This window comes from Sphingomonas sp., from assembly GCF_036387535.1.
In the GTDB taxonomy this organism is placed as follows: domain Bacteria; phylum Pseudomonadota; class Alphaproteobacteria; order Sphingomonadales; family Sphingomonadaceae; genus Sphingomonas_R.
On sequence record NZ_DASVTO010000154.1, the window covers coordinates 49,563 to 65,517 of the forward strand.

Sequence of the window (15,955 nt, forward strand, 5' to 3'; positions counted from 1 at the left end):
ATTTCCTGAAGCTGGAACCTCGGCGGCTGGAACGCTGGCAAGCGCCTGGCCGGCAGGTGCGATCTATTGGGGGAAATACCGGATGCCGTCTACGAAGATCGTGCCCGTCATCCTGTCCGGCGGCTCCGGAACCCGGCTGTGGCCGCTGTCGCGGACCGGCCGCCCGAAACAGCTCATCGCGCTCACCCATGACGATACCATGCTGCAACTCACCGCCCGGCGGACGCCGCACGGTGCACGGTTCGACGCGCCGATCGTGGTGGCGGGCGCGGCCCACGCCGACATCATCGAGGAACAGCTGCGCGCGATCGGCGTCCTGCCGGCCGCGCTGATCCTGGAACCGATGGCGCGCAACACCGCCCCGGCCATCGCGCTCGCCGCCGCCGCCGCTGACCCGGCCGCCATCCTGCTGGTCATGCCGTCGGACCATGTCATCGCCGATCCCGACGCCTTCCGCGCCGCGATCGATCGCGCCTTGCCGATGGTGGCGGACGGCGCGCTGGCGACATTCGGGATCGAACCGGAAGGGCCGGAAACCGGCTATGGCTATATCCAGGCGGGCCCGCTGCTGGACGACGGCGTCCACGCCGTCGCGCGGTTCGTGGAGAAACCCGACCGGGCCACCGCGCAATCCTATCTGGATGCCGGTGGCCATTACTGGAACGGCGGCATCTTCCTGTTCCGAGCGGATGCCTACATGGCGGCGCTTGATGCGCATGCCCCCGCGATCGCCGATGCCGCCCGCGCGGCGCTGACCGGATCGGCGCGGGAAGCGGGCCGGATCTTCCCCGATCCCGTCGCCTTCGCGGGCTGCCCCTCCGACTCCATCGACTATGCCGTCATGGAAAAGGCCGATCGCGTGGTGGTGGTGCCGGTGGCCATGGGCTGGTCCGACGTCGGCAGCTGGGACGCGCTGCACCAGCTGGCCGCGCGGGACGGCGACGGCAATGCCATCCACGGCGATGTCGTCGCGATCGATACGCGCGGCTGCCTGATCCGGACGGACGGGCCGCTGGTCGCGATGGTTGGCGTATCCGACCTGATCGTGGTCGCGACCGGCGACGCCATCCTCATCCTGCCGCGAGGCGAAAGCCAGGAGGTGAAGCGCGCGATCGCCGCCCTCAAGGAGCGCGGTCATGTCACGCTGGATCGCCCGTTCGGTTCGGCATGACGCCGGGCCCCATCGGAACGACCGTCATGACTCGCCGTTGAGCATGGCGACGGAACGGCGGTGGAGACGATGATGACGAACACCAGACCACTCGGGCGCAGCGGCCTCTCGATTGCGCCGCTGGTGCTCGGCGGCAATGTGTTCGGCTGGACCGCGGACCCGGCGACCAGCTTTGCGGTTCTCGATGCATTCGTGGACGGCGGCGGCACGATGATCGACACCGCCGATGTCTATTCGGCCTGGGTTCCCGGTCACCGGGGCGGCGAATCGGAAACCGTGCTGGGGGACTGGCTGCGCCGATCCGGCCGGCGCGACGCCGTCCTGATCGCGACGAAGGTCGGCATGCTGTCCGGTCCCGGCGGAACCGGCCTGCACCCCGCCCGGATCGCCGCCGCCATCGATGCCTCGCTCCAGCGGCTCGGTACCGACCAGATCGACCTGTATTTCGCGCATCGCGATGATCCGGATGTGCCCATCGCCGACTATCTCGGCGCGTTCGATGCGCTGATCCGCGCGGGCAAGGTGCGTGCGATCGGCGCGTCCAACTTCACCGCTGCCCGGCTGGAAGAAGCCGCACGCGTCGCCGCGGCGCAGGCGCTGACCCCGTTCACGGTCCTGCAACCGCATTACAATCTGCTCGAACGGAACGACTTTGAAACCGATCTCCTGCCGGTGGTCCTGGACCGCAACATCGGCGTCGTGCCCTATGCGGCCCTCGCCAACGGCTTCCTGACCGGCAAATATCGGCGGACGGAGGACCTGACCGGCGCCCGCGGCGGACGCGTCGGCCAATATCTCGATCCGCGGGGGCGGGCGATCCTGGCTGCGCTCGATGCGGTGGCCGAACGTCATGACGCCAATCCCGCGCGGATCGCACTGGCCTGGCTGATGGCGAAACCGGGCATCACCGCGCCGATCGCCAGCGCCAGCCGGCCGGATCAGGTGACGGACCTGATCGCGGCCATGAACATCGTGCTGACGCCGGACGACATCGCCGCGCTGGACGCCGCCGGGGCCTGATCCTCCGACTCAGTCGCCGGCGAACAGGAACGGCGTCAGTCCGCGTTCGCGTTCGTTGAACAACAGCGTCATTCCGGCCGGCGGTTCCGATCGCTGCGGGCAATCCGGCCGCGTGCAGCGGCGGCACCCCAGCCCGATCGGCGTTGCCGCCATCGTCAGATCCCGGCCGCGCGCCTGCACCAAGGCAGGCGCCAGTTCCGCGGCCACGCCCAGCCCCACCACGAATTCGGCGCGCACGCCGCCGGGTGAGCGCGTCTGCGGCCGCACCGCCCGTGCCAGCGTGAACCAGCGGCTGCCATCCTCCGGCATCACCAGCGCGGTCACGGTTTCGCCGGCGCGGTCGAACGCCTGCGCCAGCGGCCATAGCGGGCAATAGGGGCCAGCCTCCACCAGCGGGGCCGCCGATGCGCCCGCATAGCGCTTGCTCGCCTGTCCGGCGCGATCGATCCGCAGCATGAAGAAGGGCAGACCCCGGGCACCGACGCGGCTGAGCGTCGTCAGGCGGTGCGCCACCATCTCGTACCCCGCACCGAACCGCCGCTGCATCAGTTCGATGTCATAACCGGTCGCCTCGCACGCGCGCAGGAACCGGCCATAGGGCATCATCACCGCCGCCGCGAAATAGGATGTCAGATGCCGGCGGAACAGCCGCTCCCCGGCGCGGTCGGCAAAGCCGGCACCCGTCACCAGCGCGTCGATCTCCGCCTTCGCCTCCAACTGGCCCAGCTGGAACGCCGCCTGGAACGTCCGCGACGCCGGGTCCAGCACCTCGCTCAGCTGCAACTGCCGCGCATGCAGGTCCAGCCGGCGCAATCGGTCCGGCATCACGTCCACCGGCAGGATGCGGAGGCCGAGCTGGTGCCGTACGCGCAGCCGTTCCGCGATCGCGCCGTACAGGTCGCCCGCGCCCAGCCGCAATTCGTCCGCCAGCGTTTCCGCCGCGACATCCAGATCGGCGAAATGGTTGCGCCAGCGTTCGATCTCGCGACGGACCGGCGCCACCGGATCATCGGCTGCGGTCTCGCCCCCGCCGCCCATGCGATCGAACGCGCGTGCAAAGGCCTCCACCCCGGCGGGTGCGGCGGCCAGCCACTCGTCGATCTCGGTCCGGTCGATCTCCAGATCGGCGAACATCGGATCGCTCAGCCGGCGTCGCATCGCTTCGGCGCCGCCACCGGGCGCATCGGCCGCCAGCAGGCGCGGATCGATATCGAACGCATCCGCGAATTTCAGCATCAGCGCCGCCGTCAACGGCCGCTGGTTCCGCTCCAGCAGGTTCAGATAGCTTGCGCTGATCGCCAGCGCCTCCGCCATCGCGGCCTGCGTCAATCCGCGCCCGCGCCGCAAGCGCCGCACCCGCGCGCCCGCGAAAATCTTGCGTTCCGTCATGCCGCCCCTCCCGCAACGATGTCGAAATGCAGACAAGCACACAATCGCACGACACCCAACATGGATTATCCTACAGGGGACGATCGCTGCCCGGCCAACATTGTGGTATTGCTCAGGTATTGCCGTTTGCGGATCGCCGCAGCCCATCCGCGATCGCGCAGGCTTGCCGATGGCACCATCATCGATCGTGGCAGAATTGACACGAAAGACCAATTTGCTGCCACGCAGCATCTCGCTTTCTGCGCAAGCCTCCGTTAGCGGCTCTCCCACGACGCAGCCGTTTGCGGGTGCCCGTACAAAACTGTGCCCCTTCCGCAACAGTTCCGATGTATCCGCCGGATGCTGCAACCAGCGGGCGGTTTGTCGGTTTCGATGGGGGCTGCCGCCGACGGGAACTTTGGTGGCGTTGTAAAGTAGCTTGAACGGAAGGTTATCCGATGAACAAATTCCTCCTCGCCGCGCTCGTGGGCGCCGCCATCACCCCCGCCGCTGCCTTTGCGCAGGACGCTGCCCCGGACGGCACCGCGGCCTTCGCGCTTGAGCCCTATTTCGGTGTTCAGGGCGGCTATCATGATTTCGACAGCGACAATCAGGGTCCGCTGACCTCCAACTGCAACGCCGGTTCGGGTTGCCCCGACGGCGGCCTGGTCGAAGGCTTCGTCGGCGCCAATGTCGCGGTCGGCCCGGGCTTCGTCGGCGTCGAGGGCAATGTCGCGAAGGGCTTCAGCGGCCTGGATTGGGAATATGGCGTCTATGGCCGCGTCGGTGCGCGCGCTGGTGAGAGCGGCCTGATCTACGGCAAGGTCGGCTACCAGTGGGTCGACACCAAGGACAAGGGCAAGGACGACAACTGGGCCTATGGCCTCGGCGTCGAAGTCGGCCCGAAGGACATCGGTCTCGGCGGCCTGACCGGCAATTCGGGCGTCCGCCTGCGCCTGGAAGCGACGACCTACGACATGCACAGCATCCGTCCGATGGCCGGCGTCGTGTTCCACCTCTGATCCCGAACCGGCCTTCGGGCCAGTCGTGACGCAGCGGGCGCGGTCCTCACGGACCGCGCCCGTTTTCGTGTGCGCCCGTTTTCGTGTCCAGGCGGACGGAGCCGGACAACCGCCCCCTCCCTCCGCACCTACCCCTTCGGCATCAGCTCCAGTGCGGACGTCACCATCGCCTCCGTTGCGGTGGCGATGGTGACGCCGGCGTCGGGCGCCCAGAAGGCGCTGTGGATCGACGGCAGCCTGGTGATGTCGCCCTTGGCCGCATCCCACTGCGCCTGCGGCACGCCGCCCACCCAGAACAGCAGGCTCTGCACCCCCTGCTGGTCCAGGCTGAACCGGCTGAAATCCTCGCCCCCCATCTGCGCGCGCTGCTGCACCACGCGCGCGCTGCCGAACCGGCGGCCCAGCGCAGCGGTCACACGGCCGGTCAGGGGTTGGGTGTTGCGCGTCGCGGGGGTGAATTCGTCCTTTACCACCACCACCGGCATCCGATCCTCCGGCATTCCCGCCGCGATCGCCTCGCCGCGCGCGATCCGCCCGATCCCGTCGAGCAGGGTCTTGCGCACCTGCGGCGTATAGCTGCGCACCGTCAGCTGCAGCTTTGCCTCGTCCGGGATGATGTTGTGCTTGGCCCCGGCCAGGAAGCTGCCGACCGTCACCACGCCCGCGTCCTGCGCGTCGATTTCCCGCGCGACCAGCGTCTGCAACGCGGTCACGATCCGCGCCGCCAGCACGATCGGGTCCTTCGCCAGCTGCGGATAGGCGCCGTGCCCACCGACGCCCTTCACCAGCAGGTCGACGGAATCGACGTTCGCCATGGTGTAACCATCGGCATAGCCGATCGTCCCGGCGGGCAGCGCGGCGCTGTCGTGGAACGCGACCGCGAAGGCCGGCTTCGGAAACCGGCGATACAACCCGTCGTCCAGCATCGCCTTCGCACCCAGCCCGATCTCCTCCGCCGGTTGCGCCACCATCACCAGCGTGCCCGACCAGCGATCCTTCATCGCCGCCAGTCGCCGCGCGGTCCCGATCCACGCGGTCATGTGCGTGTCGTGCCCGCAGGCGTGCATCACTCCGGTGGTGGCGCCTTCGCGCGTCCGTGCGGTCACCGTGCTCGCGAACGGCAGGCCGGTCCGCTCGACCAGCGGTAGCGCATCCATGTCGGCGCGCAGCAGCACGACTGGCCCCGGACCGTTCTGCATCACCGCAACCACGCCGGTCCTGCCGACCCCGGTGGTGACCGTGAAGCCCAGCCGCTTCGCCTCCGCCGCCAGGATCGCGGCGCTGCGCACCTCCTCGAAACTCAGTTCCGGATGCGCATGCAGGTCGCGGTAGATCTCCAGCAGCTGCGGCATGTCCGCCTTCACCGCATCCGCCAGCGGATCGGCCAGCGCCGGCGCCGCCATCAGCGCCAGACACGCCGCCGCCGGCCCCATCGTCATCATCCGCATCGTCATTCCCCGTCGGTTCAGCCCGGCACCAGTTCCATCACGTCGAACAGCGATTCCCAGCGCGGGGACGGCAGCAGCAGCCGCCAGCGCCGCGGCCCGATCCGTTCGACAGCACCCGCCATGTCGCGTTCGGGATCGCTGCCATAGGCCAGCGGCCGCCGCTCGTCGCCCAGCACCATCGTGCCCAGAAAGATCATGCGCTCCTCATCCTGCGGGTACAGCGTCCCCACCGGCCGTTGCGATCCATCCAGCTTGGCAAAAGCCAGCCGCCCGTCCGGCCCCGCCGCGGAGATGCGGCACCGGAACGCCGGATAGGCGACATAATCCAGCATTCCCGATGCCCGCGATCCCAGCTTGATGACGCGGCAGCGATAGGCGCCCGCCGGCGGCACCGGACCGGGCAGCGCGCGGTCGGGTTGCAACAGCACGCCTTCGGCCGCGATCCGGGGGCCGGCGCTCTTGCCCGCCTGCGCCAGCGCCGCCACCAGAGCCGTCCGCCAATTGCGCAGCCGCGCGCGATCCTGCACCGTCGCCACCGCGCGCCAGGTGCCGGCCGGCAGGCTAGGGGCCGGGGCCGGAGGGGAAGCCGCCGCGATCTGCGCATCCGGTCGCGGTCCACCCGCCCCGCCGCAGCCGGCGGTCAGCCACAGTAGCGGCAGGATGGACAAGGATCGGCGCATCGGGGCTCCTGCAGACCAACGGAGCATAACCCGATCGGCCCGCGGCGCAACCGGCGCCGTGGCGCGGCTCACGCCGCGGTCCAGCCTCCGTCCATCGACAGGTTCGCGCCGGTGATCGCCTTGGCGGCATCGCCGCACAGATACAGCGCCAGCGCGGCGACCTGCTCCGCGGTCACGAATTCCTTGGTCGGCTGCGCCGCCAGCAGGACGTCGTGCATCACCTGCTCGCGCGTCAGCCCGCGCGCCTTCATCGTATCGGGGATCTGGTTCTCCACCAGCGGCGTCCAGACATAGCCCGGACTGATGCAGTTGGCGGTGATGCCATGCTCCGCCACTTCCAGCGCCACGGTCTTGGTCAGCCCCGCCAGCCCGTGCTTGGCCGCGACATAGGCGGCCTTGTTCGGGCTCGCGACCAGCGAATGCGCGGACGCGGTGTTGATGATCCGGCCCCATGCCTTCGCCTTCATCCCCGGTACCGCGGCACGGATGACATGGAAGGCGGACGTCAGGTTGATCGCGATGATCGCGTCCCACTTTTCCGGCGGGAACGCCTCGATCGGGGCGACATGCTGGATGCCGGCATTGTTGATGACGATATCCGGCCCGCCCAGCGTCGCGGCGCACTCCGCCACCATCGCCGCGATCTGCTCGGGCCTGGTCATGTCGGCCGCGCTATACGCCGCCTTCGCCCCCGACAGCGCCTCCAGCCCCTGCCGCTCCTGCTCGATCGCGGCGGCGTCCCCAAATCCGTTGATCATCACCGCCGCCCCCTCCGCAGCCAGCGCCCTGGCATAGGCCAGGCCGATGCCCGATGTGGAACCGGTGATGAGAGCGGTCTTGCCGTGCAGGAACATGCGGGTCTCCGGGTCGAGGGAACAGACGGACCGCCCCACCCTACCGCGCGCGCGGCGCCCCCCGCAACCATGGCGGCACTCCAACAAAGGTCACACAGGGTCCCGCCTGGACGGCGGACGGGCGGGAGCGTGTGCGATCATTGGTGTGCTCGAAGCGCCGAGCGCGGAGGATAAGCGAGGGGATCGGGGTAGGACAGCGACAGCTTGCCGATCATATCGAAGATGCGCTCTATTTTCAGGCTCTGGAGCAGATTATTGTAGGAGAAGCGTCCGCATTTGGTGGAGGCTGCGTGACAACGCGAAACATCGCCATCGCAGCGCAACATTGATCCAAGGGCGGCACAGCCTTGGCTCCAGAATTGCGCCGTCAAGCGCTCCTTGATTCACATGTTGTTCGTCGCGCCCGCGACGAGACGTTTTCACACAGCCTCGCTGGAAAGCGGACCGCCTGCATTCGGGGAGGCGGGTGGCGTTAGCCGACGTCGCGCGGCTTCCGCCTTTCTCAAAAAGGATCGTTCAGCGGGAATGGCCGGGTTTGGTGGCGGGTTCAATCGTTCGTGAAAAGCGGACGATCTAATTTCGAGTTGTGACCTCTGCAGGAATACGGTCTCAATCGTCCTCGCGTTCAAGGCGTTCGATTTGACGATCCGTTTTCCAATATCCAAAACCTAATAGTGCTAAGAATCCGAAAAACCATAATAAAGGTTCCCACCCGTCATCCGCGAACGCTACCACAAAGTAAAAGGCGCAACTTCCAGGTCCACCGCATAATATTAGTCCGATCAAGAACAATGCGCGCTGCGCTTTAAGGACTAAGAGTGACATACATCACCTATATAGCTCATACCTTATTTTGAAAAGGGGGTAGGATTCCGCCAGTTGCCGTTTATCCTCCCGTCGAGCCAAAACGAGCGTTCGGATTTTCTCACAAACGAACCCATAGCGGGACAGTAGCCCGCGTGATCGAGCCGAAAGCCGTCCGAGGCATTCCTTTTCCCAAAATCTGTTCCCGATTGCTCATTCCCGAAATGGCCTGTCGGAGACGGAGAAACGGGAAAGATCGCGCTTAAAGAATGGCCGCTATCGGGAGCCCGGATCGCTCACCTGAGCGTCCGGCTGTGGGCACAAGCCGTCATGTAAAGACGATCCTGAACATCGACACCCGCCCCTTCAGCATCACCACCCCACCCCTACCGCTTCCCAAGGTCAAACGCCGCCGTCTTCCCGTCCAGGATGTTGCTGGCCACCAACCCGGCATGGGTCATCGTTTCGGCCACTGCCGCACGGCCGGCCGCCCAATGTTCGTCCATCGTCCGCGCGGAAAACTCGTAATCGCGCGATCCGCCTTCCCAGGCGTTGGCGCGGTAGATCAGTTGCACGACATTGGCGGCATAATCGCGCGCCGCATCGCGCAGCGCCATCACGTCGGGATCGTCGCACAGCTCGGGCGGCAGCTTGGCCAGCACGCGCCGGATGCGCTCGCGCTCGGCGCGCAGGCGGATCATGGTGTCCGACACCTGCCGCGTCCGGCTGCTGAACTGGATTTCCTTGGCGCGCGCCGCCACGTCCATGATCGTGCGCGGATGGTCGTTCGATGCGGGGAACAGATCGACCTGGAACACCAGCATGTCGGCCGACTGCGTATCCAGCACATGCGACAGCGGGGTGTTCGACACCAGCCCGCCGTCCCAATAATGCCGCCCATCGATCTCGACCGGCGGCAGCCCCGGCGGCAACGCGCCCGATGCCATGATGTGGCGCGCGTCCAGCCGCTCGACCGCGCTGTCGAAATAGCGGAAATTGCCGCTGTCGACATCGACCGCGCCCACCGACACCCGCACCGGCCCGTCGTTCAGCAGATCCCAGTCGATCAGTTCGTCCAGCGTCTGGCGCAGCGGCGTGCTGTCGTAGAAGCTGAGCGCGTCGGGCGTGCCGGGGATGGCGAGCATCGGCGGCACCATCCGCGGCCGGAAGAATCCCGGCACGCCGAATGTCGCGACCATCGCCGCCGACCATTCGTGCAACCATTCGCGTGCATCGGTCGTCTGCCAGATCGGGAAGCTGGGCAGCATCCCCGACAGCATCGTCCAGAATTGCCGCAACCGCGCCACGCGCCGTTCGGGCGGGTTGCCGGCGATGATCGCGGCGTTGACCGCGCCGATCGAAATGCCCGCGACCCGGTCGATCTCGATCCCCGCCTCGGCCAGCGCCTCATAGATGCCGGCCTGATAGGAACCGAGCGCCCCCCCGCCCTGCAGGACGAGCGCGACCTCGTCGGGCAGGGGCAGCGCCCGCCCACGGCGCGGCGGGCGGGCGGGATCGCGATCGGCCATCAGCGGGCCGCGCGCTGCGACCAGGCGGCCAGCGGCGCGCGGTGCGCCGCCTTCAACCCGGCGCGGTAGCGGATCTGCGACACCGCCGTCTCCGCCCCCTGCCGCGATGCCGGGGGCAGGTTGGCCGCGGCATAGGCGGTCACCCGCGTCGCCACCGCCGGATCGGACGCCTGCCCCGCCAGCCCGACGATGTAACGCGGCCGCGAACTCGCCTCGACCAGGGCATTGACCTGATCCTTGTGCGCCACCGCCCAGTCGAACGTCAGCGCGGGATGGGCATAGGATGCGCCGCGGATGATGTTCGCGCGGTCCGGCACGCTGGCTTCGGTGGTCAGCGCCAGGTCGAGCGCGCGTTGCGCCAGCGCGGGATCCTCGACCGTTCCCAGCCGCGAATACAGGCTGCGCTTCACGCCCGTATCCTTCGACGTCGCGGCCAGCCGGCGCATCTGTTCCCATTGCTGCGGCGTGGCATTGGCCAGGAACACGCTGGTCACCGGTTCGCGCACCGCGCCCGGAATATCGTCCAGCCCGCCCGCGACCAGCCGGCGCACGCCCGCCACCACGTCGGGGTCGGCCATGCCGCCCAGCGTCTGGATCAATGTTTCGCGGAGGATGCTGTCGGACGGCGCCTCCCCGCGCCGCGCTTCGAAGCCGACACGGCGGAATTGCGGCGCCAGCAGCGCGCGGGCCCGCGTCCGGAACGCCACCTGCGCCGGGTCGCCGTCCAGCAACGCGTCCAGGCTGCGCAACTGCGTCGCCGCCAGGTCCCACACGATCGGGTCGCTGTCCTGCGGGATGCGGTCGACCAGCGTCAGATAGCGATCAAGCGGCGCATAGCCGCCATTGGCCAACGCCACGCTGTCGCCCATCAGGCCCAGCTGGTCGGTCAGCGCCAGCGTCGCGAACCCGCGGCTCAGCGCATCGAAATGGCCGGCGGCGGGCAAGGTCCGGTAATAGCCCTGCTGCCGGGGGTTGAGGACCAGCAGGCCACATCCCGCCGCGGTCGCCGGCTGCCGCTTGACGCCGCTCACGATCTTCGTGGTCGATGCGCCACCGGCGGAAAGTTCGACCGGCACCAGCCAGCGCCGATCCGCCTTCGACGCCGCATCCAGGCCGAATCTCCCCTGCGACAGGCCGATCAGGGTGACGTTGCCCATGCACACGGGCTCCGTCCCGCGGATCAGCGGGACGCCGCCCTGCAACGTGAAACTGTCCATGAACGGCTTGACCGGCCGGCCCGCCGATCCCGACACCGCCCGCCACAGATCGTCGGTAACGGTGTTCCCATATTGATGCCGCGCCATATAGGCGCGCACGCCGTTCCGGAACGGATCGGCGCCCACCGCGCCCTCCAGCATGCGGATCACCGCCTGCCCCTTCTGGTAGGTGATCGTGTCGAACGCCTGCGACACTTCGTCCACGGTCGATATCTTCTGCACGATCGGATGGGTGGAGGAGCGCGCATCGACGGAGAATGCCGCCTGCCGCGCGTTCGCCACATCCTGCGCCGGGATGTTCCAGCTGGGGTTCAGGTCCCCCGTCACCTTCGCCGCCATCCAGGATGCGAAACCTTCGTTCAGCCACAGATCGTCCCACCACTGCATGGTGACCAGATCGCCGAACCATTGATGCGCCATTTCATGCGCGACGACGTTGAAGATGTCCTGCCGCTGCGATTCGGTCGACAGCTTCGGATCGAGCAGCACCGCCCGGTCGAAATACAGGATCGCCCCCCAATTCTCCATCGCGGAGAAGAACTGGCTCGATCCCGGCGCCGCGATCATGTCCAGCTTCGGCAAGGGATACGGCACGCCGAAATAGTCGTTATAATAAGGCAGGATCCGCGCGGCGGCATCCAGCGCATAGTCGGCCTGGTCGATCGCGCCCTTGCGGGTGATCACGCCCACCTCGACATTGCCGACCATGCGGGCTTTCCGCTCGATCTCGCCCTGACCCAGGAACAGCAGATAGCTGGACATCTTCGGGCTTTGCCGGAACGTCACCACGGTCTTGCCATCGGCGCGCTTCGCCTCGGACGCGATCGGCATGTTGGAGAAACTGGACTGCCCCTTGGGCGTGACCGCGGTCAGCGTGAAGGTCGCCTTGGCGGCGGGCTCGTCCCACATCGGCGCGAACCGGCGCGCGTCGGCCGGCTCGAACTGCGTCACCAGCAGGCGCTTGGGGCTGTTGCCGTCCTGATAATCGACCGCGAACAGCCCGGCGGCGCTTTCGTTGATCTTGCCCGAAAAGCTCATCGCCAACGTGTGCGTCCCGGTCGCGACCGGCCGGTCGAAATCCAGCGTCAGCGTCTGCGCCGCGGCATCCAGCGCCAGCTTCGCCGGCTTCACATCGCCGTCCAGCGTGGCGTAGCCCACCGCCAGGTCGGCCGCGTTCAGCACGATCCGCGTCGTCGGCCGCGCCACGGCGATCGTCACCGTTTCCTGACCGGTGAAGCTCAGCTTCTCCGCATTGGGTTCGACCATGATGTCGTAATGCGTCGGCACGACCTCCGGCGGCAGCCGGCCCGGCTGCTGCACCAGCGGCGCCGGCGCCGCCCCCAGCAACGCGCCGGACGCAAGAAGCAGGCTGGACAGGCGGAAAGCGGATTTCATGGAGACGGGATCCTCAGCGCATGATGGTCGCGGCATCGGCCGATCCGGCCCTATACAGCGTCGATATGCCTGCCTAAGCCGCGCCTACGCCCGCGACAAGCGCTGTTGCCGCGGTTCCGAAACAGGAATTGCAACCGCTTTGCCGTTCCGGACATTGTGGGTGGAACGAAAGGGGCTATCACCATGCGGCTCGACGATTATCGGACCAGCGACAATGTCGAGGATCAGGGTCAGGGGTCCGGCGGCGGCGGCGGCTTTGGCGGTGGAGGTGGTGGTGGCGGCATCTTCGGCCTGCTGCTCGGCTTTGTCGCCAGCCGGTTCGGGATCGGCGGCATCGTCGTGCTCGCGCTCGGCGCGATGCTGTTCGGCATGAACCCGCTGTCGCTGATCACCGGCGGCGCGCCGACGCGGCAGGCGCCGCGCACCACGGGCGAAAGCGCGGCGCAGATCTGCACCTCCGAACCCGCCAAGAAATTCTCGTGCCAGGTGCTCGCCAGCACCGAAGACACCTGGGGCAAGCTCTTTGCCGCCCGTGGCCAGACCTATACGCCCGCCGGGCTCAGCTTCTACGGCGGCAGCGGACAATCCGGTTGCGGCACCGCGCAATCGGCGATGGGCCCCTTCTACTGCCCCACCGACAAGAAGGTCTATCTCGACACCAGCTTCTACAACGAACTACAGCAACGCTTCGGCGCGCCCGGTGATTTCGCGCAGGCCTATGTCATCGCGCATGAGGTCGGCCATCACATCCAGGACCTGACCGGGACGCTCGATCAGGCGCACCGCGCGCAACAGGCGGTATCGCAGACCGAGGGCAATGCGGTCCAGGTCAAGGTCGAGTTGCAGGCGGATTGCTATGCCGGCGTCTGGGCCGCGCGCAATCCGAACCTGATGTCGCCCGGCGATGTCGAGGAAGGGCTGCGCGCCGCCGCCGCGATCGGCGACGACACGCTCCAGCGCGAAGCCCAGGGCCGCGTGACGCCGGACAGCTTCACGCACGGCAGTTCGGCGCAGCGCCAGCAATGGCTCCAGCGCGGGCTAACCACCGGCGACCCCGCGCAGTGCGACACCTTCGCCTGACGTCATCCGATCAGCAGGGCGCCACCCCGGCCGATGTCGGGGTGGCGAGCGCAGACGATGCCGGGCAGGACGCGTTCAGACCCGGACGAGCATCTTCCCGACATTGCCGCCCGAAAACAGACCGAGGAATGCTTCTGGCGTAGTCTCCAGCCCCTCCTTGATCGTCTCCTCGCTCCGGATCTTTCCCGCCGCGACCAGTGCGCCCATCTCGCTGTAAAATTCGCCCACCCGGCTCTGGAAGTCGCTGACGATGAACCCGCGCAGCTGGATGCGGGCGGAAATGATCCGCATCAGGTAGCGCAGCTGCGCCGGCTCCGCGCTGTTATAGCCTTCGATCATGCCGCAGATCGCGAACCGCGCCCGATCGCGCGCGCACGCCAGCGCCGCGTCCAGATGCGCGCCGCCGACATTGTCGAAATAGACGTCGATGCCCTTGGGTGCCGCCGCGCCCAGTGCCTTGGCCAGCGATCCGCCGGCCTTGTAATCGATCGCGGCATCCGCGCCCAGGCTTTCGACCAGTGCCACCTTGTCCGCGCCGCCGGCCGAACCGATCACGGTCATGCCCTTGGCCTTGGCGATCTGCACCACCGCCGATCCGACGGCGCCCGCGGCGGCCGACACGAACACCGTGTCGCCGGCCTTCGCCTCCGCGACGGCCAGCAGGCCGAACCATGCGGTCATTCCCGGCATGCCGAGATGGCCGAGATAGCGTTGCATCGGAATGTCGCCGTGCGGGATCTTCTGCGCGCCCGCCGCCGGGATCACCGCCTCGTCGCGCCACCCCGCCATGTGGACCACCCGGTCACCCACGGCGAAGCCATCGGCGCGGCTCTCGACCACTTCGCCCACCGCGCCACCCTGCATCGGCTCCCCGATCGCGAACGGCGGGACATAGCTCTTCACGTCGTTCATCCGGCCGCGCATGTAGGGATCGACCGACAGCCAATGGTTGCGAACGCGGATCATGCCGTCGTCCAGCGTCGGCAGGTCGGCATCGACCAGCGCGAAATTGTCGTGGGTCGGCATCCCCGTCGGGCGTGATGTCAGGGTCCAGGCGCGTGCCATATCCGTCTCCATTCTTGATTGTCGGGCGGGTCTAGCCCTGCCTTCCGTGCACGTAAAGCAAAAGGGGCCCGGCCATGCTGGCCGAGCCCCTTCCACGGGAACCGTTCGGGGGTTCAGTAGGTGCCGGGGAAACTCCGGTTCAGCGCATGGGGACCGGTGGCGTCATCGGCCGTCCGCTGCTGCGGCGACGTCGCGTTCGCCCGGTCGCGATCCTGATTGCCGCCGAACATCGGGCTGTTGCGCTCGATATCCCGCCAATGCGCCTTCGCCTCCGTCGACGACTTGCGCAGGATCACGCGATCGTCGACCTGGTCGATCCACGATGACGGGATCGCATGGTGGTGGCCGCCGGCATCCTGATCATTCTTGGTCAGGATGATCTGGTCGCCGCGCACCTTGTCGACGGTGCCGACATGCGCACCATCGGACCCGACCACTTCCTGATGTTCCTGCACCTTGTTCAGCGCCTCGCGCTGCGTCTGGCGGCCGGTGCGCCACGTCGCGAACTCGCTTTCGAACTTCGACTGATGTTCGCGGCGATATTCGTCATAGTCGCGGTCGAAACTCTCGACCTGACGGTCGCGCCACGACCGGTAGTTCGGATCGTGACCCCATTGTTCCCGGTCCTGACCGGCACCCAGCCCATAGGCCATCGTCGCACCCGCACCGCGTCCGGCACCGAAATCGCCGCCACCGGTCGGGCCTCCGCCGAAATCGCTGCGGCCCTGCCCACCGAAACCCGGCGCGCCGACACCGCCGCCGGCATAGCGCCCGCCGGAACTACGCGGCACGCCGACGCCGTAATCGCCATCGGACGACCGGTCACGTTCCCGGTATCCGCCGCTGCGATCCTGGCCGGCATCCCGCTCGCCATACCGACCTTGTTCGCGGTCGCCGTAGCGCTCGTCATAATGACGGCGGCGCTCCGCCTCCTCGTCACCGAACCACGACCGGACCTCATCCGCGGTCCGTTCGAAGAAGCCGCGATCCTCATAATCATAGCCTTGGGGCTGCCCGCCATAGTCACGCCGCCCGCCGCGATAGTCGGGTCCGCGCGCGGCTGGTCCGCGCTCGCGATCACCCCGTCCGCGTTCCGGTCCATAGCCGTAAGGTCCGCGGTCGCGATCCGATCGCGCGCCATAACGCTCGCCCATCCGGCCCCGGCCGTAACCATCCTCGTCGCGTTCATAAGCCATGAAAGCTTCTCCTGCTTGGGTGGAGGCGCCGTCATGATGTGTTGCGGCGCGATCCTGCGGGTTCAATGCCGGACGCCGACCGCGGTTCCGCTACGTCAGGTGACTG

At 67.7% G+C, this 15,955-nt stretch carries 13 protein-coding genes; 4 read left to right on the forward strand and 9 right to left on the reverse strand.

The features are described 5' to 3' along the window. Positions 1–82 precede the first annotated feature (82 nt). Both VF649_RS14305 and VF649_RS14310 read left to right on the forward strand, forming a co-directional pair. On the forward strand, positions 83–1,171 hold the full coding sequence (locus VF649_RS14305) for a mannose-1-phosphate guanylyltransferase/mannose-6-phosphate isomerase (RefSeq protein WP_331012634.1): 1,089 nt from the start codon (positions 83–85) through the stop codon (positions 1,169–1,171). A 72-nt stretch (positions 1,172–1,243) separates the two neighbouring features. Beyond that, on the forward strand, positions 1,244–2,191 hold the full coding sequence (locus VF649_RS14310) for an aldo/keto reductase (RefSeq protein WP_331012635.1): 948 nt from the start codon (positions 1,244–1,246) through the stop codon (positions 2,189–2,191). A 9-nt stretch (positions 2,192–2,200) separates the two neighbouring features. Here the strand turns inward: VF649_RS14310 and VF649_RS14315 are convergent, their stop codons facing one another. Beyond that, the gene (locus VF649_RS14315; RefSeq protein WP_331012636.1) at positions 2,201–3,580 is read right to left on the reverse strand and encodes a helix-turn-helix domain-containing protein; all 1,380 of its coding nucleotides are present in this window, start codon (positions 3,578–3,580) and stop codon (positions 2,201–2,203) included. A gap of 437 nt (positions 3,581–4,017) precedes the next feature. Between VF649_RS14315 and VF649_RS14320 the strand changes: the two genes are divergently transcribed. Continuing rightward, positions 4,018–4,581 (forward strand): outer membrane beta-barrel protein, encoded by a 564-nt coding sequence (locus VF649_RS14320; RefSeq protein WP_331012637.1) that lies wholly within the window; start codon positions 4,018–4,020, stop codon positions 4,579–4,581. Between the two features lie 128 nt (positions 4,582–4,709). Here VF649_RS14320 and VF649_RS14325 read toward each other — a convergent pair whose 3' ends face one another. The 6 genes from VF649_RS14325 to VF649_RS14350 all read right to left on the reverse strand — a co-directional run bounded on the left by VF649_RS14325 (position 4,710) and on the right by VF649_RS14350 (position 12,508). After that, positions 4,710–6,029, reverse strand: a complete 1,320-nt coding sequence (locus VF649_RS14325) for an amidohydrolase (RefSeq protein ID WP_331012638.1) — start codon at positions 6,027–6,029, stop codon at positions 4,710–4,712. 17 nt (positions 6,030–6,046) lie between these two features. Further along, a complete protein-coding gene (locus VF649_RS14330) occupies positions 6,047–6,709 on the reverse strand; it encodes a DUF4893 domain-containing protein (RefSeq protein WP_331012639.1) in 663 nt (220 codons plus the stop codon). Between the two features lie 68 nt (positions 6,710–6,777). Then, a complete protein-coding gene (locus tag VF649_RS14335; protein ID WP_331012640.1) occupies positions 6,778–7,563 on the reverse strand; it encodes a 3-hydroxybutyrate dehydrogenase in 786 nt (261 codons plus the stop codon). A 137-nt stretch (positions 7,564–7,700) separates the two neighbouring features. Further along, the gene (locus tag VF649_RS14340) at positions 7,701–7,934 is read right to left on the reverse strand and encodes a hypothetical protein (RefSeq protein WP_331012641.1); all 234 of its coding nucleotides are present in this window, start codon (positions 7,932–7,934) and stop codon (positions 7,701–7,703) included. A gap of 819 nt (positions 7,935–8,753) precedes the next feature. After that, a complete protein-coding gene (locus VF649_RS14345; RefSeq protein WP_331012642.1) occupies positions 8,754–9,896 on the reverse strand; it encodes a patatin-like phospholipase family protein in 1,143 nt (380 codons plus the stop codon). After that, positions 9,896–12,508, reverse strand: coding sequence for a M1 family metallopeptidase (locus VF649_RS14350; RefSeq protein ID WP_331012643.1), 2,613 nt, complete (start codon positions 12,506–12,508; stop codon positions 9,896–9,898). The genes VF649_RS14345 and VF649_RS14350 overlap by 1 nt, the downstream gene beginning before the upstream one ends. A gap of 183 nt (positions 12,509–12,691) precedes the next feature. Between VF649_RS14350 and ypfJ the strand changes: the two genes are divergently transcribed. Beyond that, positions 12,692–13,588, forward strand: coding sequence for a KPN_02809 family neutral zinc metallopeptidase (gene ypfJ / locus VF649_RS14355; protein ID WP_331012644.1), 897 nt, complete (start codon positions 12,692–12,694; stop codon positions 13,586–13,588). 75 nt (positions 13,589–13,663) lie between these two features. On the opposite strand, the gene VF649_RS14360 is transcribed toward ypfJ, so the two are convergent. Both VF649_RS14360 and VF649_RS14365 read right to left on the reverse strand, forming a co-directional pair. Continuing rightward, positions 13,664–14,653, reverse strand: a complete 990-nt coding sequence (locus tag VF649_RS14360; protein WP_331012645.1) for an NADP-dependent oxidoreductase — start codon at positions 14,651–14,653, stop codon at positions 13,664–13,666. 113 nt (positions 14,654–14,766) lie between these two features. Continuing rightward, positions 14,767–15,849, reverse strand: coding sequence for a DUF2171 domain-containing protein (locus VF649_RS14365; protein ID WP_331012646.1), 1,083 nt, complete (start codon positions 15,847–15,849; stop codon positions 14,767–14,769). Positions 15,850–15,955: the final 106 nt, after the last annotated feature.

Coding starts and splice junctions, on each gene's coding strand:
- VF649_RS14305 (WP_331012634.1), top strand. CDS start 83: ATGCCGTCTACGAAGATCGTGCCCGTCATCCTGTCCGGCGGCTCCGGA.
- VF649_RS14310 (WP_331012635.1), top strand. CDS start 1,244: ATGACGAACACCAGACCACTCGGGCGCAGCGGCCTCTCGATTGCGCCG.
- VF649_RS14315 (WP_331012636.1), bottom strand. CDS start 3,580: ATGACGGAACGCAAGATTTTCGCGGGCGCGCGGGTGCGGCGCTTGCGG.
- VF649_RS14320 (WP_331012637.1), top strand. CDS start 4,018: ATGAACAAATTCCTCCTCGCCGCGCTCGTGGGCGCCGCCATCACCCCC.
- VF649_RS14325 (WP_331012638.1), bottom strand. CDS start 6,029: ATGCGGATGATGACGATGGGGCCGGCGGCGGCGTGTCTGGCGCTGATG.
- VF649_RS14330 (WP_331012639.1), bottom strand. CDS start 6,709: ATGCGCCGATCCTTGTCCATCCTGCCGCTACTGTGGCTGACCGCCGGC.
- VF649_RS14335 (WP_331012640.1), bottom strand. CDS start 7,563: ATGTTCCTGCACGGCAAGACCGCTCTCATCACCGGTTCCACATCGGGC.
- VF649_RS14345 (WP_331012642.1), bottom strand. CDS start 9,896: ATGGCCGATCGCGATCCCGCCCGCCCGCCGCGCCGTGGGCGGGCGCTG.
- VF649_RS14350 (WP_331012643.1), bottom strand. CDS start 12,508: ATGAAATCCGCTTTCCGCCTGTCCAGCCTGCTTCTTGCGTCCGGCGCG.
- ypfJ (WP_331012644.1), top strand. CDS start 12,692: ATGCGGCTCGACGATTATCGGACCAGCGACAATGTCGAGGATCAGGGT.
- VF649_RS14360 (WP_331012645.1), bottom strand. CDS start 14,653: ATGGCACGCGCCTGGACCCTGACATCACGCCCGACGGGGATGCCGACC.
- VF649_RS14365 (WP_331012646.1), bottom strand. CDS start 15,849: ATGGCTTATGAACGCGACGAGGATGGTTACGGCCGGGGCCGGATGGGC.